The organism is Burkholderia sp. AU45274 (genome assembly GCF_030482505.1).
Classification (GTDB): Bacteria; Pseudomonadota; Gammaproteobacteria; order Burkholderiales; family Burkholderiaceae; genus Burkholderia.
In genome coordinates this window covers 25,007-51,652 of the sequence record NZ_JAUJQE010000024.1, presented here as the reverse complement: position 1 = coordinate 51,652, position 26,646 = coordinate 25,007, and the positions used below count along the sequence as shown (strand labels likewise).

The 26,646-nt window shown below is 64.2% G+C and carries 21 protein-coding genes; 13 read left to right on the top strand and 8 right to left on the bottom strand.

What is annotated here, in order from left to right; genetic code table 11:
- Nucleotides 1-138: IS3 family transposase (locus tag QZM35_RS37660; protein WP_144025310.1), on the top strand; the 138-nt coding region annotated here is incomplete at its 5' end.
- Between the two features lie 74 nt (nucleotides 139-212).
- On the opposite strand, the gene QZM35_RS37655 is transcribed toward QZM35_RS37660, so the two are convergent.
- The 4 genes from QZM35_RS37655 to QZM35_RS37640 all read right to left on the bottom strand — a co-directional run bounded on the left by QZM35_RS37655 (nucleotide 213) and on the right by QZM35_RS37640 (nucleotide 5,143).
- Nucleotides 213-1,772: a DHA2 family efflux MFS transporter permease subunit gene (locus tag QZM35_RS37655; protein ID WP_089425214.1), complete on the bottom strand. Its 1,560-nt coding sequence runs from the start codon at nucleotides 1,770-1,772 to the stop codon at nucleotides 213-215.
- 28 nt (nucleotides 1,773-1,800) lie between these two features.
- A complete protein-coding gene (locus QZM35_RS37650; RefSeq protein ID WP_089425215.1) occupies nucleotides 1,801-3,015 on the bottom strand; it encodes an HlyD family secretion protein in 1,215 nt (404 codons plus the stop codon).
- Nucleotides 3,016-3,067: 52 nt separating this feature from the next.
- The gene (locus tag QZM35_RS37645; protein WP_089425216.1) at nucleotides 3,068-4,564 is read right to left on the bottom strand and encodes an efflux transporter outer membrane subunit; all 1,497 of its coding nucleotides are present in this window, start codon (nucleotides 4,562-4,564) and stop codon (nucleotides 3,068-3,070) included.
- An 87-nt stretch (nucleotides 4,565-4,651) separates the two neighbouring features.
- On the bottom strand, nucleotides 4,652-5,143 hold the full coding sequence (locus QZM35_RS37640) for a MarR family winged helix-turn-helix transcriptional regulator (RefSeq protein WP_089425217.1): 492 nt from the start codon (nucleotides 5,141-5,143) through the stop codon (nucleotides 4,652-4,654).
- Nucleotides 5,144-5,472: 329 nt separating this feature from the next.
- Between QZM35_RS37640 and typA the strand changes: the two genes are divergently transcribed.
- From typA to QZM35_RS37610, 6 genes are all read left to right on the top strand, one after another.
- Nucleotides 5,473-7,299, top strand: coding sequence for a translational GTPase TypA (gene typA, locus QZM35_RS37635; protein WP_039358989.1), 1,827 nt, complete (start codon nucleotides 5,473-5,475; stop codon nucleotides 7,297-7,299).
- Between the two features lie 318 nt (nucleotides 7,300-7,617).
- A complete protein-coding gene (locus QZM35_RS37630; protein WP_301777770.1) occupies nucleotides 7,618-10,482 on the top strand; it encodes a 2-oxoglutarate dehydrogenase E1 component in 2,865 nt (954 codons plus the stop codon).
- A 135-nt stretch (nucleotides 10,483-10,617) separates the two neighbouring features.
- Complete coding sequence (odhB, locus tag QZM35_RS37625) at nucleotides 10,618-11,898, top strand: 2-oxoglutarate dehydrogenase complex dihydrolipoyllysine-residue succinyltransferase (protein WP_089425218.1); 1,281 nt, start codon at nucleotides 10,618-10,620, stop codon at nucleotides 11,896-11,898.
- A gap of 83 nt (nucleotides 11,899-11,981) precedes the next feature.
- Entirely contained in the window at nucleotides 11,982-13,412 is a 1,431-nt protein-coding gene (gene lpdA, locus QZM35_RS37620) for a dihydrolipoyl dehydrogenase (protein WP_089425219.1), read from the top strand.
- Nucleotides 13,413-13,510: 98 nt separating this feature from the next.
- Nucleotides 13,511-14,608, top strand: coding sequence for a cell division protein ZapE (zapE, locus tag QZM35_RS37615; protein WP_089425220.1), 1,098 nt, complete (start codon nucleotides 13,511-13,513; stop codon nucleotides 14,606-14,608).
- 114 nt (nucleotides 14,609-14,722) lie between these two features.
- Complete coding sequence (locus tag QZM35_RS37610; RefSeq protein ID WP_143329825.1) at nucleotides 14,723-15,163, top strand: transposase; 441 nt, start codon at nucleotides 14,723-14,725, stop codon at nucleotides 15,161-15,163.
- A 103-nt stretch (nucleotides 15,164-15,266) separates the two neighbouring features.
- Here the strand turns inward: QZM35_RS37610 and QZM35_RS37605 are convergent, their stop codons facing one another.
- The 4 genes from QZM35_RS37605 to QZM35_RS37590 form a co-directional block, all read right to left on the bottom strand.
- Entirely contained in the window at nucleotides 15,267-15,728 is a 462-nt protein-coding gene (locus tag QZM35_RS37605) for a DUF2147 domain-containing protein (protein ID WP_046545504.1), read from the bottom strand.
- A 166-nt stretch (nucleotides 15,729-15,894) separates the two neighbouring features.
- On the bottom strand, nucleotides 15,895-17,580 hold the full coding sequence (locus QZM35_RS37600) for a ShlB/FhaC/HecB family hemolysin secretion/activation protein (protein WP_089425222.1): 1,686 nt from the start codon (nucleotides 17,578-17,580) through the stop codon (nucleotides 15,895-15,897).
- A 144-nt stretch (nucleotides 17,581-17,724) separates the two neighbouring features.
- A complete protein-coding gene (locus QZM35_RS37595; RefSeq protein ID WP_089425223.1) occupies nucleotides 17,725-19,149 on the bottom strand; it encodes a collagen-like triple helix repeat-containing protein in 1,425 nt (474 codons plus the stop codon).
- 40 nt (nucleotides 19,150-19,189) lie between these two features.
- Nucleotides 19,190-20,944, bottom strand: coding sequence for a collagen-like triple helix repeat-containing protein (locus QZM35_RS37590; protein ID WP_089425224.1), 1,755 nt, complete (start codon nucleotides 20,942-20,944; stop codon nucleotides 19,190-19,192).
- 677 nt (nucleotides 20,945-21,621) lie between these two features.
- On the opposite strand from QZM35_RS37590, the gene QZM35_RS37585 reads away from it, so the two are divergent.
- From QZM35_RS37585 to QZM35_RS37560, 6 genes are all read left to right on the top strand, one after another.
- A complete protein-coding gene (locus QZM35_RS37585) occupies nucleotides 21,622-21,828 on the top strand; it encodes a Flp family type IVb pilin (protein ID WP_089425226.1) in 207 nt (68 codons plus the stop codon).
- 117 nt (nucleotides 21,829-21,945) lie between these two features.
- Nucleotides 21,946-22,446, top strand: a complete 501-nt coding sequence (locus QZM35_RS37580) for a prepilin peptidase (protein ID WP_089425227.1) — start codon at nucleotides 21,946-21,948, stop codon at nucleotides 22,444-22,446.
- Nucleotides 22,443-22,889, top strand: coding sequence for a TadE/TadG family type IV pilus assembly protein (locus QZM35_RS37575; RefSeq protein ID WP_089425228.1), 447 nt, complete (start codon nucleotides 22,443-22,445; stop codon nucleotides 22,887-22,889). The genes QZM35_RS37580 and QZM35_RS37575 overlap by 4 nt, the downstream gene beginning before the upstream one ends.
- A gap of 86 nt (nucleotides 22,890-22,975) precedes the next feature.
- A complete protein-coding gene (gene cpaB / locus QZM35_RS37570) occupies nucleotides 22,976-23,914 on the top strand; it encodes a Flp pilus assembly protein CpaB (protein ID WP_089425229.1) in 939 nt (312 codons plus the stop codon).
- A 65-nt stretch (nucleotides 23,915-23,979) separates the two neighbouring features.
- On the top strand, nucleotides 23,980-25,308 hold the full coding sequence (locus QZM35_RS37565) for a type II and III secretion system protein family protein (RefSeq protein ID WP_301777771.1): 1,329 nt from the start codon (nucleotides 23,980-23,982) through the stop codon (nucleotides 25,306-25,308).
- Nucleotides 25,309-25,368: 60 nt separating this feature from the next.
- On the top strand, nucleotides 25,369-26,643 hold the full coding sequence (locus QZM35_RS37560; RefSeq protein WP_089425900.1) for a fimbrial protein: 1,275 nt from the start codon (nucleotides 25,369-25,371) through the stop codon (nucleotides 26,641-26,643).
- Nucleotides 26,644-26,646: the final 3 nt, after the last annotated feature.

Sequence of the window (26,646 nt, the reverse complement as noted above, 5' to 3'; positions counted from 1 at the left end):
CTGAATCGGTTCCGCAACCTGGACGAACTGCAAACCGGCTTGGCAAGCTACATCCACTACTACAATCACGACCGCATCAAACTGAAACTAAAAGGGCTGAGTCCCGTGCAATACAGAACTCAGCCCTCTCAGCCCTAGCTGTCATAACCCGTCCAACTTTACGGGGTCAGTTCATTGAAGCGGGGCTTTTTGTTGGCGTCCAGGCTGCGTGTTCAGTGTGCGGCCGATGCCGCGGCACCTGCATCGCCACCACCCGAGCGCTCGGGCTTCGTGATCCAGATCAGCCCGATCAGCAGCACGAAGATCGCCGCGGAGATGTAGAACAGGTCGTTCACGCCGAGCTGCGCGGCCTGCTGCGTGGCCATGTTGTTGATCAGCCCGTGCGCCTGGTCCTGCGTCAGCCCGAGGTTGCCCATCTGCGTGACGGCCTGGTTGAACGTCGGGTTGTAGACGTTCGTCTGCTCGACCAGTTGCGCGTGATGGAAGTTGTTGCGATGGTCCCAGGCCGTCTGGAAGATCGACGTGCCGATGCCGCCGCACATGATCCGCACGAAGTTCGACAGGCCCGATGCCGCGGGAATGCGGTGGCCGGGCAGGCCGGACAGCGTGATCGACACCAGCGGGATGAAGAAGCCGGCCATCGCGATGCCCTGCACGAGCGTCGGCAGCGTCAGCGACCATTCGTCGACGCCCGTCGTGTAGCGCGAGCGCATCCAGAAGCACAGCGCAAACGTCAGGAACGACGCCGTCGAGATGAAGCGCGGATCGGTGCGCGGCAGATACTTCCCGGTGAGCGGAGACAGCAGGATCGCAAACAGCCCGACCGGCGCCATCACGAGACCGGCGTCGGTCGCGGTGTAGCCGATCTGCGTCTGCAGCCACAGCGGCAACAGTACGAGGTTGCCGAAGTACAGACCGTACCCGATCGACAGCGCAACCGTGCCGCCGGTGAAGTTCCGCATGCGGAACAGCGACAGGTCGACGACCGGATGCTCGGCAGTCAATTCCCAGATGACGAAGAACGCGAACGCAATGACGGCGGTCAGCGCGAGCACGATGATGGTCGTCGACGCGAACCAGTCGAGATCCTTGCCCTTGTCGAGCATGATCTGCAGCGAGCCGACCCAGACGACCAGCAGCGCGAGGCCTACGCCATCGATCGGCGCGCGGCGCACGGCCGACTCCCGGTTGCGATAGATCATCCACGTCGCGGCGGCGGCGGCGATGCCGACCGGGATGTTGACGTAGAAGATCCACGGCCACGAGTAGTTGTCCGAGATCCAGCCGCCGAGGATCGGGCCGGCGACGGGCGCGATCAGCGTCGTCATCGCCCATAGCGCGAGCGCCATCGGTGCCTTGGCGCGTGGATAGCTCGACAGCAGGAGCGCTTGCGACAGCGGAATCATCGGGCCTGCCACCGCGCCTTGCAGCACGCGCGACCCCAGCAGGAACGGCAGGTTGGGCGAGAGACCGCACATCCACGACGAAATCACGAACAGGATGATCGACGCGAGGAACAGGCGCACCTGCCCGAAGCGGTCGGTCAGCCAGCCGGTCAGCGGCACCGAGATCGCGTTCGCGACCGCGAACGACGTGATGACCCACGTGCCCTGGTCGGACGACACGCCGAGGTCGCCCGAGATGGTCGGGATCGCGACGTTCGCGATGGACGTGTCGAGCACGTTCATGAACACCGCGAGCGATACCGCGATCGTCCCGATCACGAGTTGCCCGCCCTGCAAGGGCGGGTGAGAGACAGGAGCCTGTGCCATGTCGGTTGATTTTCCGGAGTCGGAACGGTTACATCATCTTCGCGACGGCATTCGACTTCGACGCGGCCGGCGCCGATGCGTTGCCGCCTGCGTTCTCGGCGATGACGCGGGCGATTTCGGCATCGGCTTCGTCGCCGTACTTCGCGAACACGTTGGTCTCGTAGACGGTGTTCGGCGCGTTCACGAGCTGGTCGCCGCGTTCGTCCTTGATGTCCACGTCGACCTGCATCGACAGGCCGATGCGCAGCGGGTGCTTGTCGAGATCCTTCGGATCGAGTTCGATCCGCACCGGCAGGCGCTGCACGACCTTGATCCAGTTACCCGTCGCGTTCTGCGCCGGCAGCAGCGAGAACGCCGAGCCCGTACCGGCAGAGAAGCCGACCACCTTGCCGTGGTAGACCGCCGACGAGCCGTAGATGTCGGCCGTCAGTTCGACCGGCTGGCCGATGCGCATGTGCTTGAGCTGGACTTCCTTGAAGTTCGCGTCGACCCACACGGCATTGAGCGGCACCACCGACATCAGCGGGTTGCCGGGCGACACGCGCTGGCCGACCTGCACCGAGCGCTTCGCGACGTAACCAGTGACCGGCGCGGGCAGCACGTTACGCGCGTTCGCGAGGTACGCGTCGCGCACCTTCGCGGCGGCGGCCATCACGTTCGGGTGCGATGCGATCGTGGTGTTCGCGGTCAATGCGCGATTCGATGCGAGCTGCTGCTGCGCGGCGTCGACCGACGCCTGCGCGGCCTTCACCGCGTCGCGAGCATGCGAGATTTCTTCCTGCGACACGGCGCCCGTCTGCGCGACGGCGAGGCGGCGACGCAGGTCGTCCTGCGCCTTCGACAGGTCGGACTGGCGCAGCGCGACTTGCGCGCGGTACTGGTCGTCGTTGACGAACAGGCCGCGCACCTGGCGCACCGTTTGCGCGAGATTGGCTTCGGCCTGCTGCAGCGCGACTTGCGAGTCGGCCGGGTCGAGCACGACGAGCGGATCGCCGGCCTTGACGGTCTGCGTATCGTCGGCCTTCACCGCGATCACGGTACCGGTGACTTGCGGCGTGATCTGCACGACGTTGCCGTTCACGTACGCGTCGTCGGTCCCTTCATGGAAGCGGGCGACGAGGAAGTAATACAGGCCGTACGCGATGGCCGCGATCACGATGACCGCGACGAGCAGCGTCATCATTCGCTTGCGCTTGCCATTGTTCTGCGGCTGCGCGCTGGCGGCGTTTTGTTGGTCGCTCATGGCGATTTTCTCCGTCCGTTATTTCGAGTGTCTGCGTAGTGGTGGCGCCGGATCAGTTGGCGGCCTGTTTTGTCGGCTTGTCGGCATCGGGTGCGGCGAGCGGCGTGCCGGTCGCGTCGAACCCGCCGCCCAGCGCCTTGATCAGCGCGAGCTGCATGTCGCGGCGGCGCATCTTCAGGTTGGTCACCGTCTGCTCCGATGCGAGGCGGTTGCTGTCCGCGGTCAGCACCTGCAGCTGCGGCGACAGGCCGGCCTTGTAGCGGATGACCGCGAGGTCATAGGCGCGCGTCGATGCGTCGAGTGCGCGTTGCGCATCGCCCATCTGTCGATCGACCGCGCGGATCGATGCGACCTGCGTCGCGACGTCGTTCAGCGCACTGATCAGCGTCTGGTTGTAGTTCGCCACCGACAGGTCGAAGTCCGCGTAGCGGCCCTTGAGCTGCGCGCGCAGCGCGCCGGCGTCGAAAATCGGCAGGTGGATCGCCGGGCCGAACTGCGCCTGACGGCTCGCGAAGTTCAGGAATTTGCCCCAGCCGAATGCATCGAAGCCGAAGCCGGCCGCGAGGTTCACGTCGGGATAGAACTCGGCCTTCGCTTCCTTCACGTCGTGCATCGCGGCTTCGACCTGCCAGCGCGCGGCGACGATGTCGGGGCGGCGCGACACGAGATCGGCCGGCAGGTTGCCGGGCAGCGCGACTTCGCCGCTCGGGTTCACCACGGGCGCGGCGATCTGCAGCCCCCGATCCGGGCCCTTGCCGAGCAGCGCGGCGAGCTGGTAGCGCACCGTCGTGATCTGGCCGTCGAGATCGGACAGCGAAGCCTGGGTCGTTGCGATATTGCCGCGCGCCGTCTGGCGTTCGACGTTGGTGTCGAGACCGGCCGACACGCGGCCGTCGGTGATCTTGCCGACCGTCTCGCGGTTGGTGATCTCGCGCTGCGCGATATCACGCAGCGCATAGAGTTGCGCGAGCGAGTTGTACGTGCGTGCGACCGACGACGCGAGCGTGATGCGTGCCTGCTGCATGTCGGCTTCGGCCGCCTTTTCCTGCGATACCGCGGTGTGCAGGCGTTCGCGATTCTTGCCCCACAGGTCGAGCTCCCACGATGCGCTCGCGAGCGCGTTGTTCTCGCTGTACCACTGGCCGCCGTACGGGGGCGGGAACAGCGCGTTCGACGAATACAGCTCGCGCGTCCACGAATAGCTGGCTTCCGCCTTCGGCATCAGGTTCGAGCGCGACGATTCGATGTATGACGACGCCTTTGCGATGCGCGCCTGCGCCTGCGCGATCGACGGATTGCCCTGCAGGGCTTCGTCGATCAGCTTCGGCAGCTGCGGATCGCCGAACTGGCTGGCCCAGTCGAGCGCCGGCCACTGGCCGCCCTGGGCCGGCAGGCTCTGGGCGGATTCGAATTGCGACGCGGGGGCGATCTGCTTGTCGCTCTTGATGCCGATGTAGTTCGCGCAGCCCGCCAGCGCCAGTGCGGCGACCGCGGCGGCGACGGCGGCGCGGCACGACCCGGCGCGCACGGACAACGGGGAGGATTTCATCGCGCTGATCCCTGACTCGGAATGAATGATGGACACTGCAAGGATTTCCTTACATTAATCTGTCAAAAGTAATTGTTATGGCAACTATTACGTGATGCTGCCGCCGGCGGTCTCGCAGTAGTTGCTGAGAATGCGGCGCAGCATGCTCTTCAGGAACCCGACTTCTTCCGGCGTAAACCCGTCCAGCACCTGGTCGAGCACGCTGCGGAAAATCGGCGGCAGCCGTTCGGCGAGCGCACGGCCTTCGTCGGTCAGCTCGAGGCGCACGACACGCCGATCCTCGATGCTGCGCACGCGGGAGAGCAGGCCGCGTTTCTCGACCCGGTCGAGCAGGCGCGTGACCGCGCTCGCGTCGATCCCGTACTCGCGCGCGAGTTCGGCGGCCGTCGAGCATTTGCCGACCGCGATCATGAACAGCATGCTCGCCTGCGTACCCGTGATGCCGAGCTCTTCCTGCGTGCGTTGCGTGACGAGGTTGGTCATCACCGACTTCACGCGCGACATCAGATAGCCGACGCTGTCGTTCATCTGATATGAAGACAGCTGCGAGACGGGTGGTTGGGTAGAAGAATCCGGCATAAAACCCTGAAGCTGCAATAGTTGACTAGGCAGCAGTATAGGCACAGTTGCTTGCCGCGGCAAATGTTAATCGAACGGCAAAGGGCGCGCTTTGTGTCCCATAAATCCACTATCCCGATAAGGTTTTTTGGGCTTGCCGATGATGCGGGCTTCGGCCGACCGGCGGGTTCGAGGGGAGGGCGTGCCGGCCGTCTGGTGTCGCGTCGCAACGTGCCTGTCAGCTCGCGACATCCGCACGTGCTATAATTTGTGGCTTTCCAAGCTGCAATGCGCGCGCCCGTGAAAAACGAGCGGGCGCTTTTGCGCGTTCAAACGATTTCCAGGTTTCTATGACCCGCGCCCTTCGCAATATCGCCATCATCGCCCACGTCGACCACGGCAAGACCACGCTCGTCGACCAACTGCTTCGCCAGTCCGGCACCTTCCGCGAGAACCAGCAGATTGCCGAACGGGTGATGGACTCGAACGACATCGAAAAAGAGCGCGGGATCACGATTCTCGCGAAGAACTGCGCGGTCGAGTACGAAGGCACGCACATCAACATCGTCGACACGCCGGGGCACGCGGACTTCGGTGGCGAGGTGGAGCGCGTGCTGTCGATGGTCGACTCGGTGCTGCTGCTCGTCGACGCGGTCGAGGGCCCGATGCCGCAGACCCGCTTCGTCACGAAGAAGGCGCTCGCGCTCGGCCTGAAGCCGATCGTCATCGTCAACAAGATCGACCGTCCGGGTGCGCGGATCGACTGGGTCATCAACCAGACCTTCGACCTGTTCGACAAGCTGGGTGCAACCGAAGAGCAGCTCGACTTCCCGATCGTCTACGCATCGGGCCTGAACGGCTATGCGTCGCTCGACCCGGCCGCGCGCGAAGGCGACATGCGCCCGCTGTTCGAGGCAGTCCTCGAGCACGTGCCGGTTCGCCCGGCGGATCCGGACGCGCCGCTGCAGCTGCAGATCACGTCGCTCGACTATTCGACGTACGTCGGCCGGATCGGCGTCGGCCGCATCACGCGCGGTCGCATCAAGCCGGGCCAGCCGGTCGCGATGCGCTTCGGCCCGGAAGGCGACGTGCTGAACCGCAAGATCAACCAGGTGCTGTCGTTCACGGGTCTCGAGCGCGTGCAGGTCGAATCGGCCGAAGCGGGCGACATCGTGCTGATCAACGGTATTGAAGACGTCGGCATCGGCGCAACGATCTGCGCGGTGGATACGCCGGAAGCGCTGCCGATGATCACCGTCGACGAGCCGACGCTGACGATGAACTTCCTCGTCAACTCGTCGCCGCTCGCCGGCCGCGAAGGCAAGTTCGTCACGAGCCGCCAGATCCGCGACCGCCTGATGAAGGAACTGAACCACAACGTCGCGCTGCGCGTGAAGGACACCGGCGACGAAACGGTGTTCGAAGTGTCGGGCCGTGGCGAGCTGCACCTGACGATTCTCGTCGAGAACATGCGTCGTGAAGGCTACGAGCTGGCCGTGTCGCGTCCGCGCGTCGTGATGCAGGAAATCGACGGTGTGCGTCACGAGCCGTACGAACTGCTGACCGTCGACGTCGAGGACGAACATCAGGGTGGCGTGATGGAAGAGCTCGGCCGCCGCAAGGGCGAGATGCTCGACATGGCGTCGGACGGCCGCGGCCGCACGCGTCTGGAGTACAAGATCTCGGCACGTGGCCTGATCGGCTTCCAGAGCGAATTCCTGACGCTCACGCGCGGCACGGGCCTGATGAGCCACATCTTCGACTCGTACGCACCGGTCAAGGACGGCTCGGTATTCGAGCGCCGCAACGGCGTGCTGATCTCGCAGGACGACGGCGCTGCCGTGGCCTATGCACTGTGGAAGCTGCAGGATCGCGGCCGCATGTTCGTGAAGCCGGGTGACGCGCTCTATGAGGGCATGATCATCGGTATCCACAGCCGCGACAACGACCTCGTCGTGAACCCGATCAAGGGCAAGCAGCTGACCAACGTGCGCGCGTCGGGTACCGACGAAGCCGTGCGCCTGGTGCCGCCGGTCCAGATGTCGCTGGAATACGCGGTCGAATTCATCGACGACGACGAACTCGTCGAAGTGACGCCGCAATCGATCCGCCTGCGCAAGCGCTTCCTGAAGGAGCACGAGCGTCGCCGCGCGAGCCGCGAAGGCGCGGTCGACTAAGCGTTCCGGCCGTTTGCTGCATCACGGAAAAGGCTGCCTGCGGGCAGCCTTTTTTGCATCTGCGCGATGCGCAATCGGGCTGTCTGCAAAACACTGTTCCCGCGGGTCGTGGCAATCCGGCAAAACCCCGTCGCGCGGTGCTTTCGGGCACATTTCGCCGTGAACTCCGGTATCGGTTCTGTGATATGCTGCGCGCACGCAAGTTTTAGGTCCTTCCAAGCAAGACTTGATTCGCAATCCGCTAAACGGTCAGGCCGTGTCGCGGAAGGTTGAGTAACCCGCTATTTCTCGAGAAGCTCGAAGAAAGGTGAGCGTAAAATGTCAGATGTAATGAAGCAGTTTCAGCTGAACTCCTATCTGTTCGGCGGCAATGCTTCGTACGTTGAAGAACTGTACGATGCATACCTCAACAATCCGGCATCGGTGCCGGAGAACTGGCGAGAGTATTTCGACGCGCTGCAGAATGTGCCTGCAACGGACGGTTCGAATGCCAATGACGTCGCCCATTTTCCGATCGTCGAATCGTTCGCCGAGCGCGCGAAGGCCAATGCCTTCATCCCGCGCGAAAGCACGACCAACCTGGCTGCGGCACGCAAGCAGGTGCACGTCCAGTCCCTCATCAGCGCGTATCGCTTCCTTGGCTCGCAATGGGCCAATCTGGATCCCCTGAAGCGTCGCGAACGTCCCGCCATTCCCGAGCTCGAACCCGCGTTCTACGATTTCTCCGAAGGCGACCTCGACCAGACGTACAGCGCAAGCAACCTGTACTTCGGTTTCGACCAGGCTTCGCTGCGTGACATCGTCAAGGGTCTGCGCGACACGTACTGCGGCACGATCGGCGCCGAGTACATGTACATCAGCGACCCGGAACAGAAGCGCTGGTGGCAGGAGCGCCTGGAGTCGACCCGCGCGACGCCGAACTTCTCGGCAGACGAGAAGAAGCACATCCTGAATCGCCTGACGGCCGCTGAAGGCCTCGAGCGTTACCTGCATACCAAGTACGTCGGCCAGAAGCGCTTCTCGCTCGAAGGCGGCGAAAGCTTCATCGCGGCGATGGACGAAGTCGTCCAGCACGCGGGCAAGCGCGGCGTGCAGGAAATCATCATCGGCATGGCCCACCGTGGCCGTCTGAACGTGCTGGTCAACACGCTGGGCAAGATGCCGGCCGACCTGTTCGCCGAATTCGAAGGCAAGCACGTCGACGACCTGCCGGCCGGTGACGTGAAGTACCACAAGGGCTTCTCGTCGGACGTGTCGACGGAAGGCGGCCCGGTCCACCTGTCGCTCGCGTTCAACCCGTCGCACCTCGAAATCGTGAACCCGGTGGTCGAAGGATCCGCTAAGGCGCGGATGGACCGTCGCGGCGACGAAGACGGCCTGCAAGTGCTGCCGGTGCAGATCCACGGTGACGCGGCCTTCGCTGGCCAGGGCGTCGTGATGGAAACGCTGAACCTCGCGCAGACGCGCGGCTACGGCACGCACGGCACGCTGCACATCGTCATCAACAACCAGATCGGCTTCACGACGTCCGACCCGCGCGATGCGCGCTCGACGCTGTACTGTACCGACGTCGTCAAGATGATCGAAGCGCCGGTGCTGCACGTGAACGGCGACGATCCGGAAGCGGTCGTGCTCGCGATCCAGATCGCGATCGACTACCGGATGCAGTTCCACAAGGATGTCGTGATCGACATCGTCTGCTTCCGCAAGCTGGGCCACAACGAGCAGGACACGCCGGCGGTCACGCAGCCGCTGATGTACAAGAAGATCGCGCAGCACCCGGGCACCCGTGCGCTGTACGCCGAGAAGCTCGTGCAGCAAGGCGTGATCACCGCGGAAGACGCCGACAACTTCGTGAAGGCGTACCGCAAGGCGATGGACGACGGTCACCACACGGTCGACCCGGTCCTGTCGAACTACAAGAGCAAGTACGCGGTCGACTGGGTTCCGTTCCTGAACCGCAAGTGGACGGATGCAGCCGACACGGCCGTGCCGCTCGCGGAACTGAAGCGCCTCGGCGAACGCATCACGACGGTCCCGGAAAACTTCAAGGTCCACCCGCTCGTCGAGCGCGTGATCAACGACCGTCGCAACATGGCGCGTGGCGACCAGCCGCTCGACTGGGGCATGGGCGAACACCTCGCGTTCGCGTCGCTCGTCGCATCGGGTTACTCGGTGCGCCTGACCGGCCAGGACTCGGGTCGCGGCACGTTCACGCACCGTCACGCGGTGCTGCACGACCAGAACCGCGAGCGCTGGAACGACGGCACGTACGTGCCGCTGCAGAACATCGCCGAAGGCCAGGCGAAGTTCACGGTGATCGACTCGGTGCTGTCGGAAGAAGCGGTGCTGGGCTTCGAATACGGTTACTCGACCGCCGAGCCGAACACGCTCGTGCTGTGGGAAGCGCAGTTCGGCGACTTCGTCAACGGCGCACAGGTCGTGATCGACCAGTTCATCTCGTCGGGCGAAGTGAAGTGGGGCCGCGTGTCGGGTCTGACGATGCTGCTGCCGCACGGCTACGAAGGCCAGGGTCCGGAGCACTCGTCGACGCGTATCGAGCGTTTCCTGCAACTGTGCGCGGATCACAACATGCAGGTCGTTCAGCCGACGACGCCGGCGCAGATTTTCCACCTGCTGCGTCGCCAGATGATCCGCCTGTTCCGCAAGCCGCTGATCGTCGCGACGCCGAAGTCGCTGCTGCGTCACAAGGAAGCGGTGTCGGACCTGTCGGAACTCGCGAAGGGTTCGTTCCAGCCGGTGCTGGGCGAAACCGACGGCGGCATCGACGCGAAGAAGGTCAAGCGCGTGCTGGCATGCTCGGGCCGCGTGTATTGCGACCTCGTCGCGCATCGCCGCGAAGCGAAGGCGAACGACGTCGCGATCATCCGTATCGAGCAGCTGTATCCGTTCGCGCACAAGCAGTTCGAAGCCGAAATGAAGAAGTACGAGAACGCGACTGAAGTGGTCTGGGTGCAGGACGAGCCGCAGAACCAGGGCCCCTGGTTCTACGTCGAGCACCATCTGAAGGAAGGCATGAAGGAAGGGCAGAAGCTGGCATACAGCGGCCGTCCGGCTTCGGCCTCGCCGGCGGTTGGCTACTACGCGAAGCACTACGAGCAGCAGAAGGCCCTGATCGAAGGTGCTTTCGGCCGCCTGAAGAGTGCATCGATCGCGAAATAACCGACGGAAGCGAAACGGGAAGGCGCCATGCGCTTTCCCGTCTCTTTTGGCCCGCCGGGCGCGTTGCGCGCCGCACCGGCCGAAGGAATCGCACGAACCTCGTCATTACCCAGATTAAGCATCCAGGAAAATCACATGGCTATCGTAGAAGTCAAAGTCCCCCAGCTTTCGGAGTCGGTTTCGGAAGCCACCATGCTGCAGTGGAAGAAGAAGCCGGGCGAAGCAGTTGCTCAAGACGAAATCCTGATCGAACTCGAGACCGACAAGGTCGTGCTCGAAGTGCCGGCACCGGCCGCGGGCGTGCTCGCGCAAGTGCTGCAGAACGACGGTGACACCGTTGTTGCCGATCAGCTGATCGCAACGATCGACACCGAAGCGAAGGCAGGTGCAGCCGAAGCCGCGGCAGGCGCCGCCGAAGTCAAGCCGGCAGCAGCGCCTGTTGCAGCCGAACCGGCAGCACAGCCGGTCGCTGCAGCCGCAGCCGCATCGTCGACCACCGCATCGCCGGCCGCATCGAAGCTGCTGGCCGAGAAGGGTCTGTCGGCGGGCGACGTCGCAGGTTCGGGCCGCGACGGCCGCGTCACGAAGGGCGACGCGCTGGCCGCAGGCAGCGCACCGAAGGCCGCGCCGGCTGCCGCACCGGCGAAGACCGCCGCTGCGAAGCCGTCGCTGCCGGAAGTGAAGGTGCCGGCATCGGCCGCGACCTGGCTGAACGACCGTCCGGAACAGCGCGTGCCGATGTCGCGCCTGCGTGCGCGTATCGCCGAGCGTCTGCTCGAGTCTCAGCAGACCAACGCGATCTTGACGACGTTCAACGAAGTGAACATGGCTCCGGTCATGGAGCTGCGCAACAAGTACAAGGACAAGTTCGAGAAGGAACATGGCGTGAAGCTCGGCTTCATGTCGTTCTTCGTGAAGGCGGCCGTCCACGCGCTGAAGAAGTTCCCGCTCGTGAACGCGTCGATCGACGGTAATGACATCGTCTACCACGGCTACTTCGACATCGGTATCGCTGTCGGCTCGCCGCGCGGCCTCGTCGTGCCGATCCTGCGCAACGCGGATCAACTGAGCCTCGCCGAGATCGAGAAGAAGATCGCCGAGTTCGGCCAGAAGGCGAAGGACGGCAAGCTGTCGATCGAGGAAATGACGGGCGGTACGTTCTCGATCTCGAACGGCGGCGTGTTCGGCTCGATGCTGTCGACCCCGATCATCAACCCGCCGCAGTCGGCAATCCTCGGCGTGCACGCGACGAAGGAGCGTCCGGTCGTCGAAAACGGCCAGATCGTGATCCGTCCGATCAACTACCTCGCGCTGTCGTACGACCACCGCATCATCGACGGCCGCGAAGCCGTGCTGTCGCTCGTCGCGATGAAGGATGCGCTGGAAGATCCGGCCCGCCTGCTGCTCGACCTGTAAGCCGAGTTTCACCGCATTGACCCGCACCGCACGGGCGCGCGACACGCGCGGCCCGTGCGGCTGCACAAGAAGAAAGGATTGTCATGTCCAAGGAATTTGACGTCGTCGTGATCGGCGCCGGCCCCGGCGGCTACATCGCCGCGATCCGCGCCGCGCAGCTCGGCAAGACGGTTGCCTGTATCGAGAAGTGGAAGAACCCGGCCGGCGCGCTGAAGCTCGGCGGTACGTGCCTGAACGTCGGCTGCATCCCGTCGAAGGCGCTGCTCGCATCGTCGGAAGAGTTCGAGAACACGTCGCACCACCTGGCCGACCACGGCATCACGGTTGACGGCGTGAAGATCGACGTCGCGAAGATGCTCGGCCGCAAGGACGCGATCGTCGAGAAGATGACGAGCGGGATCGAGTTCCTGTTCAAGAAGAACAAGATCACCTGGCTGAAGGGCCATGGCAAGTTCACCGGCAAGACCGACGCCGGCGTGCAGATCGAAGTGAGCGGCGAAGGTGAAACCGAAGTCGTCACCGCAAAGAACGTGATCATCGCGACGGGCTCGAAGGCGCGTCACCTGCCGGGCATTCCGGTCGACAACAAGATCGTGTCGGACAACGAAGGTGCGCTGACGTTCGACTCGGTGCCGAAGAAGCTCGCCGTGATCGGCGCAGGCGTGATCGGCCTCGAGCTCGGCTCGGTGTGGCGCCGCCTCGGTGCCGAAGTGACGGTGCTCGAAGCGCTGCCGGCCTTCCTCGGCGCAGCTGACGAAGCGCTCGCGAAGGAAGCGGCCAAGCTGTTCAAGAAGCAGGGCCTCGACATCAACCTCGGCGTGAAGATCGGCGAAGTGAAGACGACCGCGAACGGCGTGTCGATCGCTTACACGGACAAGGACGGCAACGCGCAGACGCTCGACGCCGACCGCCTGATCGTGTCGGTCGGCCGCGTGCCGAACACCGACAACCTCGGCCTCGAGGCAATCGGCCTGAAGGCGAACGAGCGCGGCTTCATCGACGTGGACGACCACTGCCGCACGGCGGTGCCGAACGTGTACGCGATCGGCGACGTGGTGCGTGGCCCGATGCTCGCGCACAAGGCGGAAGACGAAGGCGTGCTGGTCGCGGAAGTGATCGACGGCCAGAAGCCGCACATCGACTACAACTGCATTCCGTGGGTGATCTACACGTACCCGGAAATCGCATGGGTCGGCAAGACGGAGCAGCAGCTGAAGGCGGAAGGCCGCGAGATCAAGTCGGGCAAGTTCCCGTTCTCGATCAACGGCCGCGCGCTCGGCATGAACGCGCCGGACGGCTTCGTGAAGATGATCGCGGACGCGAAGACCGACGAACTGCTCGGCGTGCACGTGATCGCGGCGAACGCGTCGGACCTGATCGCGGAGGCCGTGGTGGCGATGGAATTCAAGGCGGCGTCGGAAGACATCGCCCGCATCTGCCATCCGCACCCGTCGATGTCGGAAGTGATGCGCGAAGCGGCGCTCGCCGTCGACAAGCGCTCGCTGAACAGCTGAGCGCGGTATAGCGCCGGCCGGCCATCGGCCGGCGCAGCCGTCTCATGACGAAGGCGGGCGGGGATTCCCGCCCGCCTTCGTTTTTTCCGGTTTGCCCGATGAACGTCACCGAATACTACACGCGCGAACTGACCACGCGCGGCTATCAGTCCGATCCCGCACAGCGCGCGGCCGTCGATCGCCTGCAGCAATGTTTCGACGAGTGGGTCGAGTACAAGGCGCGCCGCTCGAACGCATTCAAGAAGCTCATCAACCATCCCGACCTCCCGCGCGGCGTCTACATGTGGGGCGGCGTCGGTCGCGGCAAGAGCTTCCTGATGGACAGCTTCTACGCGGTCGTGCCCGTGCAGCGCAAGACGCGCCTGCATTTCCACGAATTCATGCGCGAAGTGCACCGCGAGCTCGAGGAGCTGAAAGGGCAGGCCGATCCGCTCGACGAACTCGCACGGCGCATCGCGAAGCGCTACCGGTTGATCTGCTTCGACGAGTTCCACGTGTCGGACATTGCCGATGCGATGATCCTGTACCGTCTGCTCGACCGCCTGTTCAACAACGGCGTGCAGTTCGTGATGACGTCCAACTACGATCCCGACGACCTGTATCCGGACGGCCTGCATCGCGACCGCATGCTGCCGGCGATCGCGCTGATCAAGTCCAGGCTCGACGTGCTCAACGTCGACGCGGGCGTCGATTATCGCCAGCGCACGCTAGCGCAGGTGAAGATGTATCACACGCCGCTCGGCGCGGATGCCGATCGCGAATTGCGGCATGCGTTCCAGAAGCTCGCTGCCGTTCCCGACGAAAGCCCGCTCCTGCATATCGAGAAGCGCGAACTGAAGGCGCTGCGCAAGGCGGACGGCGTCGTATGGTTCGACTTCGCGACGCTGTGCGGTGGCCCCCGCTCGCAGAACGACTATCTCGAGCTGGCGAGCCGCTTCCACGCGATCGTGCTGTCCGAAGTGCCGCAGATGTCGCCGCGGATGGCGTCCGAGGCACGGCGCTTCACGTGGCTCATCGACGTGCTGTACGACCACAAGGTCAAGCTGCTGATGTCCGCGGCGGTGCCGGCGGAGCAGTTGTACATCGAAGGCCCGATGGCCAACGAGTTTGCGCGTACGGTCTCGCGAATCGTCGAGATGCAGTCGAAGGAATACATCGAAACGCCGCGCCGCATCGTCGATACGTCGCTGACCTGAGTGCGATTTCCGGCAATTGACGGGATTCAAACGTCAATTCCGGTCAAATTAAGGCAATCTCAGGGTAATTTCGGATTTGTCTTATATTCATTGTTGAGGTGAGCCGATATCGTTGTGTCATGGTTACTAAGGCTGGAGATATCCATGACACCGTATCGCGATCTGACCGATCAAGAGTGGCGCTGCGTTGCGTCGCTTCTGCCCGAAATGCAGCCGCGCACCGAGTTGCGCGGCCGCCCGTTGGCCAATACGCGTGCCGTCCTGAACGGCGTGCTCTGGGTGATCTACAGCGGCGCAACGTGGTCGGCCATGCCGCGTCGTTACCCTTCGTACCAAACTTGCCATCGTCGCTTCAAGGTCTGGCACGAGACGGGCACGTTGATGAGTGTCATGCGTGAACTCTATGGCGACGCAGGCGTGAATCTGTGCAACGAGTTGTCCACGCGGATGCGCAAGCACACGCAATCGAAGGCTGCGGAAGCACGCAGCAATGCGGCGCCCGCGTATCGCGCACCTGGCAGCTATGCGTCGGACGCGCTGAAGCATGCAGCGTGATGTTCATCAGCTCCCGCCGCGCATGCACCAAAACAAAATCGGCCTGACGACTTCGTCGCAGGCCGATTTTTTCATTGAGCTGCGCATTTAAGCGCGAACCGCATTACTGCTGGCGAACCCAGGTCTGCGAACGACCGAGCAACGACACGCCGATGTAACCGCGCACGACGAGTTTCTGGCCGCCGTCTTCAAGCGTCATCTTGCACTTGTAGACCTTGCCGTTCTCTGGGTCGAGAATGTTGCCGCCGTCCCAGTGGTCGCCTTCCTTCTTCATGGCCTTGATGATCGTCATGCCCTTGATGAGCTGATCCTTGCGTTCGTCCGTGCAGGCGGTGCAGCGGCGATCGGGCGTATCGTTCGCGCCGAGGCCCTTCACGACCTTGCCGGTCAGCGCACCGTCACCGTCCTCGGCGATCTGCACGAGTGCCTTCGGCTGATGCGTGTTGTCGTCGATCGTCTGCCACATGCCGATGGGGCTGTCTGCCTGTGCGAACGTGGGAGCGGCGCAAGCGAGCAATACGCCGGCGACGGCGATGGCACGAAACGGGCGGGTCAGTTGAATCATTGTCGTCCTCCTTGTTTTGCATGTCGTGTTCGATTTGCTCGCACGACCGTCTGCATGGGGCGGGCATGTTGCGAGCTTCGCCAGAATACGTGAAACCGCGTGCCACGTTTGATAGAGGGGACTCTAATCGAAACAGCCCGCGTGGCGCGGGCTGTTGGGTGACCGATCAGTTGAGCTGATATGAGAATGCGGCGTTGATGCGCGGGCTGCGTGACGCGCTTTCGACGGGGGCGTCACCCACCGGCTTCGCGACGTTCAGGTCGAGGCTGTAGAAGCGGCTGTCGGTGAAACGTACGCCGATACCGACCGACGACATGCGGTTCGGCGACGGTGTGCCTGCGTGCAGGTACACACGCGCCATGTCATAGGCGATGTACGGCGTAATGGATTTCATATACGTCCAGCCCGGCGTGAAGCCGCGGTTGACCTCCAGCGACATCCCCCATCCCGAGTCACCCGACGCTTCGCCCGGCTGATAGCCGAGCGCGTAACGCGTCGAGCCGAACGAGATCTGCTCGGACGTCGGCAGCGAGTCGGGGCTGTATTGCCCGGTCAGCGAAACCGACGTGCCGATCCGGAACGGCCACTCGTTGGTTTGCGTGAAGGTCGCGCCGGTACGGACGAAGGTCAGTGAGGTCGGGTCGGCGTACGTGATCGTCGAGCCGTTAACCAGGCCGGTCTGCGATTTCGATGCGCCGAGGATGTCGAACGCCTTTGCGACGTTGACGCTCAGTTTTCGCACCTGCTTCGGTTGTACGCTCGTGTAGTCGAGCTGCAATTGCAGCACGCGTACCTGCGACCTGTTGTCGAGGGTATTGCCGTTGATTTTGTTCTGATAGTTGTCGTCGTTATGCGCTGCATAGCCCGACACCGTGCCGAGCAGGCTGCGCTGGTTGTTGAGAAGTATTGGATAGGATGCCGAAAGGCCTAGCTTCTCGTTCTTTACGGTTCGCTGGACGCTCGACGGCAGCCCCGGATTGTCAGTCGGCTTGCCGCGATAGGTACTCGCGTCGAGGCGCGTGATCAGGCCGCTGCTGCCCACGGGTACCGCGCCGCTGAATGCGAAATAAGTTTGCTTGTCGCGCCCCGGCGGCGCCAGCGCGGAAATGCTCAGTTGCTCGCCGAACGACGTAAGGCCGTTTTCGGTCGCGGTGATGAGTCCCTGGACGCCCGGGTGGTTGAAGTCGATACCGGTGCTGACGTTGAACGGCTTGCGGTCGACCGCGAGTTCGAGCGTCGTGGCACCGTCGGTGGTTTGCGGCGGCGGTACGTTCGCCTTGACCGTGAGGCCGGGCAACAGGCCGAAGGTGTTCACGTAGCGTTCGAACGTCGCGCGGCGCAGCGGGCGATCGGCAGTGATATGCGCGGCGATTGCACGAATCTTCGATTCCATCGCACCGGGCTTGCCGGTGACCTTGACGTCCGACACGTAGCCTTCGACAACCGTGATGCGCACGACGCCGTTCTCGAACGTCTGCGCCGGGACGAACGCGAACGACAGCGCGAAGCCGCGATCCTGGTACAGCTTCGTCACGCCGTTGGCGGTTTCGATCAGTTCGCCGATCGTGATGTCCTTGCCGACGAGCGGGGTGAAGCGACGCGAGATCTCGTCGAACGGAACGGACTTCACGCCTTCGACCTGAAATGTGGTCGGCGTCAGGTGGCGCGACAGCAACTCCTGCAATTGCGGCGCTTGCGGTGCGACCTGCACGGTCACGTTCGGGCCGGTTTTCGGCGCGTTGATCTGGGGCAGGGAGTCGAGCGGGTTACCGCCGACGCGCGTTTGTGCATGTGCCGTGCCTGCTGCCGCGATGGCGAGCAGCATCATCCATCTGTCGAGTCTGGATTTCATTGTTCTTCCTCGTTGGCCTTGCTCTTCGTCTTCTTTGTAATGCCGGCGCGCGACACCAGGGTGCCGCGCGCCGCGTGCCGCAATGCCGGTTGTGTTTGTACGGCCGCGCCATCCGCTCCGGCTGCGAAGGTGCGACCGTCCTCCTTACTTGCCAACGCTACCCAGCGTACCCAGCAACCCCGTTACCGGTGCCAGCAGCCCCGTCGAGCCGCCGCCCGCCGTTGCCGTACCCGTGACGCCGCCAACCAGCGACGTGACCGGTGCGAGCGGGCTCGATCCCCCGGATCCTGCTGCGCCGCCCACTGCTCCGGTGACAGTATTCAGCAAACCGGTGACAGGCGCGAGAGGGTTTGCACTGCCTGCGCCACCCGTTGCGCCACCGAGCGTGCCCGTGACCGTCGACACGAGATTCGTGACGGGGGCGAGCGGGCCGCCGCTGCCGCCCGCCGCACCGCTCAGTGCGCCGGTGACGGTGGAGACGAGGCCGGTGACGGGGGCGAGCGGGCTGCTGCCCGAACCGCCGGTCGCGCCGCCGAGTGCGCCCGTGAGCGAGCCGAGCGGCGTCGAGCCGAGACCCGACAGCAGGCCGCCGAGCGGATTCGTCGAGCCGGAGCCTGACGACGTGCCGTTTTGTACGGTCGCCGTCGAGCCGCCAACGAGGCTCGTGATCAGGCCGGGGATCGGTGCCGCGCCGTTCGGGCCGTTCGGGTTGACGAGGCCACCCGCGTTGGTCACGGTGTTGCCGACCGCCGTGACGAGCTGACCGACGTCGCCGACGAGCGGCTGGCTCGACGTGCCGCCCACCTGCTTGCCGGCCGAGCTGATCGCGCCGCCGACCTGGCCGAGCAGGCCCGAGACGGGTTGGCCGAGGCCGGTCGTCGTGCCGACCTGTTGCGTGACCTGGCCGGCGGTGATCACGAGCGGCGTGATTGCCGAGCTGAGCGGTTGTGTGACCTGCTGCACGGCGCCCGACGACAGCGTCGAGCCGATCGTCGTGCCGGCAGCCGTCAAGCCGTTGGCCACCGTGTCGAGCACGGTGCCGACCGGCGTCGTGACGGGCGCGAGCGGTGCGAGCTGGCCGGTGCCGAGCGCCTTGACCGTCGAGCTCAGGCCGGACACCGTGTTGCTCGTCGCGCCGACCACGTTGCCGAGGCCCGCGACGGTCGTGCCGACCGGATCCTTGGTCGTGCCGATCTGTCCCAGCCCGTTGCTCACCGCATCGGCGGCTGCGCCGACGATCGTGCCGGTGCTGGAGAGCGTGCTGCCGACACCCTTCGTCACGCCGTCGCCGAGGCCCGGCACGCTGATGTTGCCGACCGTGCTGCCGAGGTCGGTGGCCGTCTGGCCGACCGTGCTGACCACGCCCTTGGTGCCGGTGGACGTACCGCTGGTGCCGCTCGTGCCTGGCGTACCGCTCGTGCTCGGATTGTTATTGTCGTTGCTGCTGGTCGGCGGCGAGCTGACGCCACCGCCGCCGCAGGCGGCCAGCAGGCAGGCGGCGGCGAAGGCCGTGAGGGGCGCGCGCCACTGGCGCAGGGCGACTGTCGTGAGAGAACGTTGCTGGGACATGATGGACTCCTCGCTGTCTTGTCGATTGATGGATGTTGGTTTACTTGCCGTGCGTGCCGCCGAGCAGGCCGCCGATCAGCGACGTGACGGGCGCGAGCGGATTCGACGACGAACCCGAGTTCGTGACGGCGCCCGTACCGCCGGTCAATGCCGGTGCGCCGACCGTGCTGGTCACCGTGGACACGACGTTCGTCACCGGAGCGAGCGGGCTGCTGCCGCCTGCACCGCCCGTCGCGCCGCCGAGTGCGCCCGTGACCGCGCCGAGGAGACCCGTGACCGGGGCGAGCGGGCCACCGCTCGTGCCGCCCGTGGCGCCGCCGAGTGCGCCCGTGACCGTCGAGACGAGGCCGGTGACCGGGGCGAGCGGGCCGCCGCTGCCGCCTGCTGCGCCGCCGAGTGCGCCCGTGACCGTGGAGACAAGGCCGGTGACCGGGGCGAGCGGGCCGCCGCTCGTGCCGCCTGCTGCGCCGCCGAGCGCACCCGTGACCGTCGAGACGAGGCCGGTAACCGGGGCGAGCGGGCCGCTGCCGCCGCCTGCTGCGCCGCCGAGCGCACCCGTGACCGTCGAGACGAGGCCGGTAACCGGGGCGAGCGGGCCGCTGCCGCCGCCTGCTGCGCCGCCAAGTGCACCCGTGACCGTCGAGACGAGGCCGGTAACCGGGGCGAGCGGGCTGCTGGCGCCACCCGTTGCGCCGCCGAGCGTACCCGTGACCGTCGTGAGGAGCCCCGTGAGCGGGGCGAGCGGGTTGGTCACGCCGCCGCTGCCGCCCGTGAGCAGGCCGCCGACGGCCTTCACGGTGTTGCCCGTCGACGAGACCGTGTTGCCAAGGCCGGTCGTGACAGGGTTGCCGCCGGCCGACGCGAGCAGGGCGCCGGCCTGGTTCAGGCCGTTGCCGACCGTGCCGAGCAGCGTGTTGACGGGCGCGCCGAGGCCGGTGGCGGTGCCGATCGTCTGGGTCGTCTGGCCGACCATCGTCGTGATCGGCGTGATGGCCGAGCTGACCGTCTGCGTGACTTGCTGGATCGGGCCGGTCGACAGTGCGTTGGTGAGGGTGGTGCCGCCGTTCGATACGGCGCCGCCGAGCGTCGACACGAGGCCGCCGACGGCGCCCGTGACCGGTGCGAGCGGCGTCAGCGGACCGCTGCCGAGGCTCGAGACCAGGTTGCCCGTCTGCGTGACCGCGCCGCCGAGCTGGTTGACCACGCCGCCCGTGCTGGCGAGCGTGGTGCCGAGCGGATCCTTCGTCGCGCCAAGCTGGCCGAGACCGTTGCCAAGGCCGTTGCCGAGTGCGGTCACGGCGCCGCCAACGCTCTGCACGATGCCGCCCGCGGCTTGCGTGGTGGCCGGGTTGACACCTGGCAGCGACTGGTTGGCGATGACGGAGCCGAGGCCCGAGACGGTCCCACCGGCGCTCGTGATGATGTTGCTGCTGCTTGCGAGGACAGTTCCCACTGCGTTCGACGACACCCCCGAGGTGCCGCTCGTGCCCGACGTACCGCTGGTTCCGGAGGTGCCGCTCGTGCCCGAGGTGCCGCTGGTGCCGGAGGTACCGCTCGTACCGGACGTACCGCTGGTGCCCGAGGTGCCGCTCGTGCCCGAGGTACCGCTCGTGCCCGAAGTGCCGCTCGTGCCGGAGGTGGAGATCGTATCGCCGCCGCCCGAGCTCGAGCCGCCGCCGAGACCCTGGCTGATGGAGCCGGAACCGCCGCACGCGGAGAGGGAAAGCATGGCTGAAACGGTGGCCGCGATCAGAGTCGTCCGGAACACGCCATGAGGGATAACCTTAATGTCCATTTCGTCCTCGCATTAAAAATGTGTTGTGAACTTCGTTGTGTTGAGTGGTGCGCGGACTACTCTGCAACTGTCGTGCCATTTTGATGCTCGACGGTTCGACAACAGGTTTTAAACGGGGCAATTCCTTGTCGGAAAAGGAGGTTATGGAAATTGAAAGATTGTTGAATCTGTTTAAGGACAGGCGAATGAGAACGGTTTCGCGCGTTTCGTAACGTAACGTCACAACATTGGCGTTACGCGTGCGGCGTAACGTGGAGGCCGCGCAGGCTTGGTGGACGAGGCAATTGTTTTACTGGTGGATTAGGTGTGCACATCTAACCTATCGTAAATCCTATGTGTAAGTCGTACCGAAACGCCGTACAAATACGTTGTGCTCCTGGTCATTTTTTTCTATCCAAGCCGTTAAAAGAGGTTGGAAGTTAAATAGGATCGGAGATAGAATCCGGAGCAGATGTAAGGAAATGTACGGTTCGGTACACAACGTTCGAGGAGGGTCACTATCGCGAATGTTAACTTGCATCAAATGTTGAGCCATGCCCCTCGGGGCAATCTATAAAGAAAGCGCACCCGGTTGTCGTTACAGCAGATGTGGCGAACAGCGCGGGGCAAGGGCCAGATATGCGGGGACGTATACGTATAAAAGGCCAAAGAACGTAAATACAGGCACGAGGAATAAAATGAAAGCAATCATCAAGCGCTTCCTTAAGGAAAGCAACGGGGTTACCGCGATCGAGTACGGGCTGATTGCGGGTCTTATCGCTGTCGCGATCCTGGCTGGTGCTTCAACGATCGGCACTAATCTTGGCAATATGTTCACGAACCTCGGGACATGTCTGACCACCCCGAGCGGCACGAACTGTACGGCTGCCAGTATCTTTAAGTAACCCACCTGGCGTTAATTGGTACGACCTCGAAACATTGAGTCGTCGTCTTGATGTTGTGGCGGGCGGATTGCCGTTGGCAGTCCGTCCTCCGCGACATTTGTCGCAGGTTGCGGTGCGATGGCACATTTCATTTTCAGCGGGGTGTTCCTGGTCTGGGCTGCGTTCGTCGCAACCAGCGACATCCGTTATCGGCGCGTTTCGAATTCGCTCGTTCTGGCGGGGTTGACCTTTGGCCTGGGCGGAGCGTATTTCAACGCCGGTCCATTCGGCATTCTCCCGGCGCAGGCGATGATCGGCCTGCTGGCCGGGTTGGTCGCCTTTATTCCGCTTTTTTTGCTGCGCGTCATGGGCGCGGCGGACGTCAAGATCTTTGCCGCGATCGGCGTGTGGTGCGGCGCACATGCGCTGCTGTGGATCTGGATTGCCGCCAGTCTTGTCGCCGGTATTCATGCTCTGGCCCTGATGTTGCTGTCGCGCACGTCGATCGGCGCGTTGTGGCAACGGGGCCAGCCGGCAATGGTGCTTGGCAAATACCGGGCAACGCCTTACGCGGCATGTCTCATGGCACCAGCTGCCGCATGGGTTGTCTTTCTTGTCGCAAGGGGGGGCGTGCGATGAAACGACAGATGCGTCCGCGTGGACGCCGTCGGCAGCGTGGCGCGACGGCGGTCGAGTTTGCGATCGTGTTCCCGTTGTTGTTCGTGATTTTCTACGGCGTCGTCAGTTTCGGGATGATCTTCACGATTCAGCAGAGCCTGACATTTGCCGCCAGCGAAGGCGCACGGGCCGGGTTGGTTTACGCCCCCACTCTTGCGGCGCGCATAACGAACGCCACAACGACTGCGCAGAGTGTCGTGGCCTGGCTGAATGTCGGTACGCCGCAAGTCGTGGCACCGCCGTGCAGTTACGACACGTCGGTTCCGCCGTCGTTGTACTGCCTGTCGGTTACGGTGAATTACACCCCCAAGGATTGGATAACGACCATGCCGTTTCTGGGAAGCATACTGAATCGACCGTTGACGAGTACGGCGGTCGTGCAGATTCCGCAGTCGATCCTTTGAAGTACGTATCGTGACGCGAAGGGCCAGCTGACGCGCGAATCACGCAGAAACCCATCGGACTTTCATCCCGGCATCCACACAACAACATGGCCAACAATTTAACGAAGATCATCGCGGGACTGCTGATTGCAATCGCCGTATTGCTCGGAATCTACGCGTGGATGCTCGGGCGCAGCACGCAGAATGCGACGCCAGTTCAGCAAACCGTGGCGGCCAGCCCGTTTCCTGTCGTGATCGCGACACGGGTGTTGCCCGCCGGCCAGCCGATCACGGCCGACGCACTGAAGATCAAGCAGACGGCACCGGTACCGACGGGTGCGTTTGCCGATCCGTCCGTGCTCGTTGGCCGGGTGCCGGCAGCGGATATTCCGGCTTCGTCGCCGGTTGTCGCGGGAGCGCTGGTGTCGGGGCTTGCCGAGGACGTACAACCGGGCGAGCGTGCGGTCGCAGTGCGGGTCGACGAAACCAATGCGGTCGGTAACCGGTTGCGGCCCGGAAATTTCGTCGACGTATTTCTGAATTTGAAGCGCGAAGGCGGGGGCACGATGCTTGACGGCGAAGTTTCGCAGACGCAGGCGCGGTTGCTGTTGTCGAAGGTGCGGGTGTTGTCGTTCGGAGACGCGACACCGGATCGAGATAGCGGCAACACTGCCAACGGCAACAACGGTCAACCGTCCGGTGTCCGCATCGCGGTGCTTGCGGTGCCGACCGCGCAAGTCGATGCGCTGACGCTCGGCGAGGCGAGTGGGCGCCTGACGTTCGCGTTGCGCAACCCGCGCGACGACGAGCTTGCGATACAAACGGTCGCGGTGCGGACGGACAACAAGCTGTCGCCGTCGGCGCTCGCCGCCGCTGGCGTCTCGCTGCAGCAACTATCCGGCACACAGAGAACCGCGGTGGCCAATGTGAACGTGCCGCCGTTGCCATCGCGTCTGCCGCCGGCGGTGCGGACGGGAGGGGGCGGCGGAGGCGGAAGCGGCATCGAAGTGATCCGCGGCGGCCGGTCGGAAACGGTTGCCTATTGAACGACATCGACGGCCATCGATATCAGCGACGACAAGTAAAGGGCCGCGTGACGGTCTACCAAACAATGAAAAACACACTGATTGGATTCGCGATTGCTATCTGCACCATGACTTTGGCGTCGTTTGCGAGCGCGAACGGCACGATCGAGCTGGCGGTCGGCGCGCAGCGGCAGCTTTCGGCGGGCCGTGCGCTGCAGCGTGTCGCGGTTGGCGATCCGACAATCGCCGACGTACTGATCATGAAGGGCAGCCGCTCAGGTACCGTGCTGCTGACGGCGAAGGCACCCGGCGCGACGAATGTGATGCTGTGGGAGCGCGGTCACGACGAACCGACGATCTGGAACGTCGAGGTTGTCGACGCGGCGGCACAAGCGGTGCTCGACGGCTCCACGCCGCGCGTGAATGCATACGGTGGCACTGCCGTGCTGCAGGGGTCGTCGGCGTCGCTCGATGCGCATGCGCGCGCGGCCGCAGTCGGCAAGAACATGAGCGGGAAGGGCGCCGTGATCGATCGCTCGACGATCGCGGGCAAGAGCGTCGTGCAGGTCGACGTGCGGGTCGTTGAATTCAGCCGCTCGGTCCTCAAGCAAGTCGGGTTCAATTTCTTCAAGCAGAGCAACGGCTTTTCGTTCGGATCGTTTTCGCCCGGCGGCGTGCAATCGTACAACGGTGGGTCCCCCGGCGGGGCGGGGTACATTCCGACGCTCGGCTCGCCTGTCTCGTCCGCGTTCAACCTGGTCGTGAACGCTGCGGGCCGCGGGATCTTCGCCGACCTGTCGCTGCTCGAGGCGAACAATCTCGCCCGCGTGCTTGCGGAGCCGACGCTCGTTGCGTTGTCCGGCCAGAGCGCGAGCTTCCTCGCCGGTGGCGAGATTCCGGTACCGTCACCGCAAGGGCTTGGCTCGACCGCGATCCAGTGGAAGCAGTACGGTGTCGGACTGTCGCTGACGCCCACAGTGCTGAGCCCGCAGCGGATCGCGTTGAAGGTTGCGCCTGAATCGAGCCAACTCGATTACGTGAACAGCGTGACGATCAGCGGTGTTGCGGTGCCGGGGATCACAACGCGTCGTGCCGACACGACGGTCGAGCTCGGCGACGGCGAGAGCTTCGTGATTGGCGGCCTGATCGATCGCCAGACCATGTCGAACGTCAACAAGGTGCCGCTGCTCGGTGATTTGCCGATCATCGGTACGTTCTTCAAGAATCTGAACTATCAGCAGAACGACAAGGAATTGCTGTTCATCGTGACGCCGCATCTCATCGCACCGATCGCTAAGGGAGCGGTATTGCCCGCGACGCCTGGTGAGCTGTCTGAGCAGCGGGACGGGCCGGTCTGGAAATCGTATTTGGGCGGAGCAGCATCGCCGGATGCAGCTCCGGGTTTTTCGAAATGAGTGCGATGCATCGCGAGTCGCGACGTATTGCCACGCCTTGCGTAATCGGGGGTGTTCAACATGAACGCGCGAAACCAATCATTGTGTGAACCCGCCGTGACAGACTATTTCGTTTGCGCATCGCAACAGGAGGCGCACGTCCGCTGGTTGGCCGATACGCTTGTATCGGCCGGTGCGGTCGAGCCTGCGTCACTTGAGCCTGGCGTGCTCGCGCAGCGCATTACGGGTCTCAACCCTGCTCTCGTATTCATTGATTTTTCCGGTGGCAGCACAGCGGCGAGCGTGGCGGCCGCAGCGGTACGCGCATCGCATCCGGGCCTGCCGATTGTTGCGCTAGGCTCGCTCGCACAGCCGGAGAGCACGCTGGCTGCATTGCGTGCAGGCGTGCGCGATTTCATCGACGTGTCGGCTCCGCCAGAGGAGGCATTGCGCACGACTCGCGGACTGCTTGCCAACGTCGGCGAGCCGGCGAGCCGCCATGGCAAGGTCGTCGCATTGCTTGGCGCGCGCGCCGGCATGGGTGTGAGCACGCTCGCTGCGAATCTCGCCGTATGGCTGCAGAAGCGCGCGGTGAGTCCGGGGGGGAGCGGCGAGTCGAATGGCGGCACACCGGCCGGTCGCCAGACTGCGCTCGTCGACCTGGGACTGCCGGCAGGCGACGGCGCGCTGTTCCTGAATACCCGCTGCGAATTCCATTTCATCGATGCGGTTCACAACCTGCGCCGCATCGACCGAACCTTCGTGAATACCGCACTGACCCGGCATGAGAGCGGTGTTGCATTGACGACGCTTCCTGCCGATCTCGGCGGGCTGCGCGATGTCTCGTATGCATCGTGTGCCGGATTGCTGAACCGGTTTCGAGCCTTCTTCGATCAGCAGATCGTCGATCTCGGTGGTTTTTCGAATCGCGAGTTCGTTGCCCAGATGACGACGTCGGCCGATGAGGCGTGGCTCGTCTGCGATCAGGGCGTCGCGTCGATCGTGTCCGCAGCCGATCTGCTCACCGGGCTGCGCGACGCGGGTGTCGACACCGATCGCGTCCGGCTCGTCGTCAACCAGTACGATCCCGCACTCGACCTGACACCTGCGCAGATTGCCGAGCGTCTCGGCCTGGCGCTGGTGGGTACGTTGCCGTCGCGACGCGTCGCGATCGGCCATGCGGCAAACCAGGGCCGGCTCATCGTCGACATGACGGAGCGCGACCCGTACGTTCGCGCGCTCGAGTCGCTTGCCGCGCGGCTGCCGGGCGTGTCGGTCAGATCGACCGCCACGCGACCGGCATCCGGCCTGTCTGCGCTGAAGCGCTTCATTCAACCCTCGTCCAAGCGGTCGTAAGTG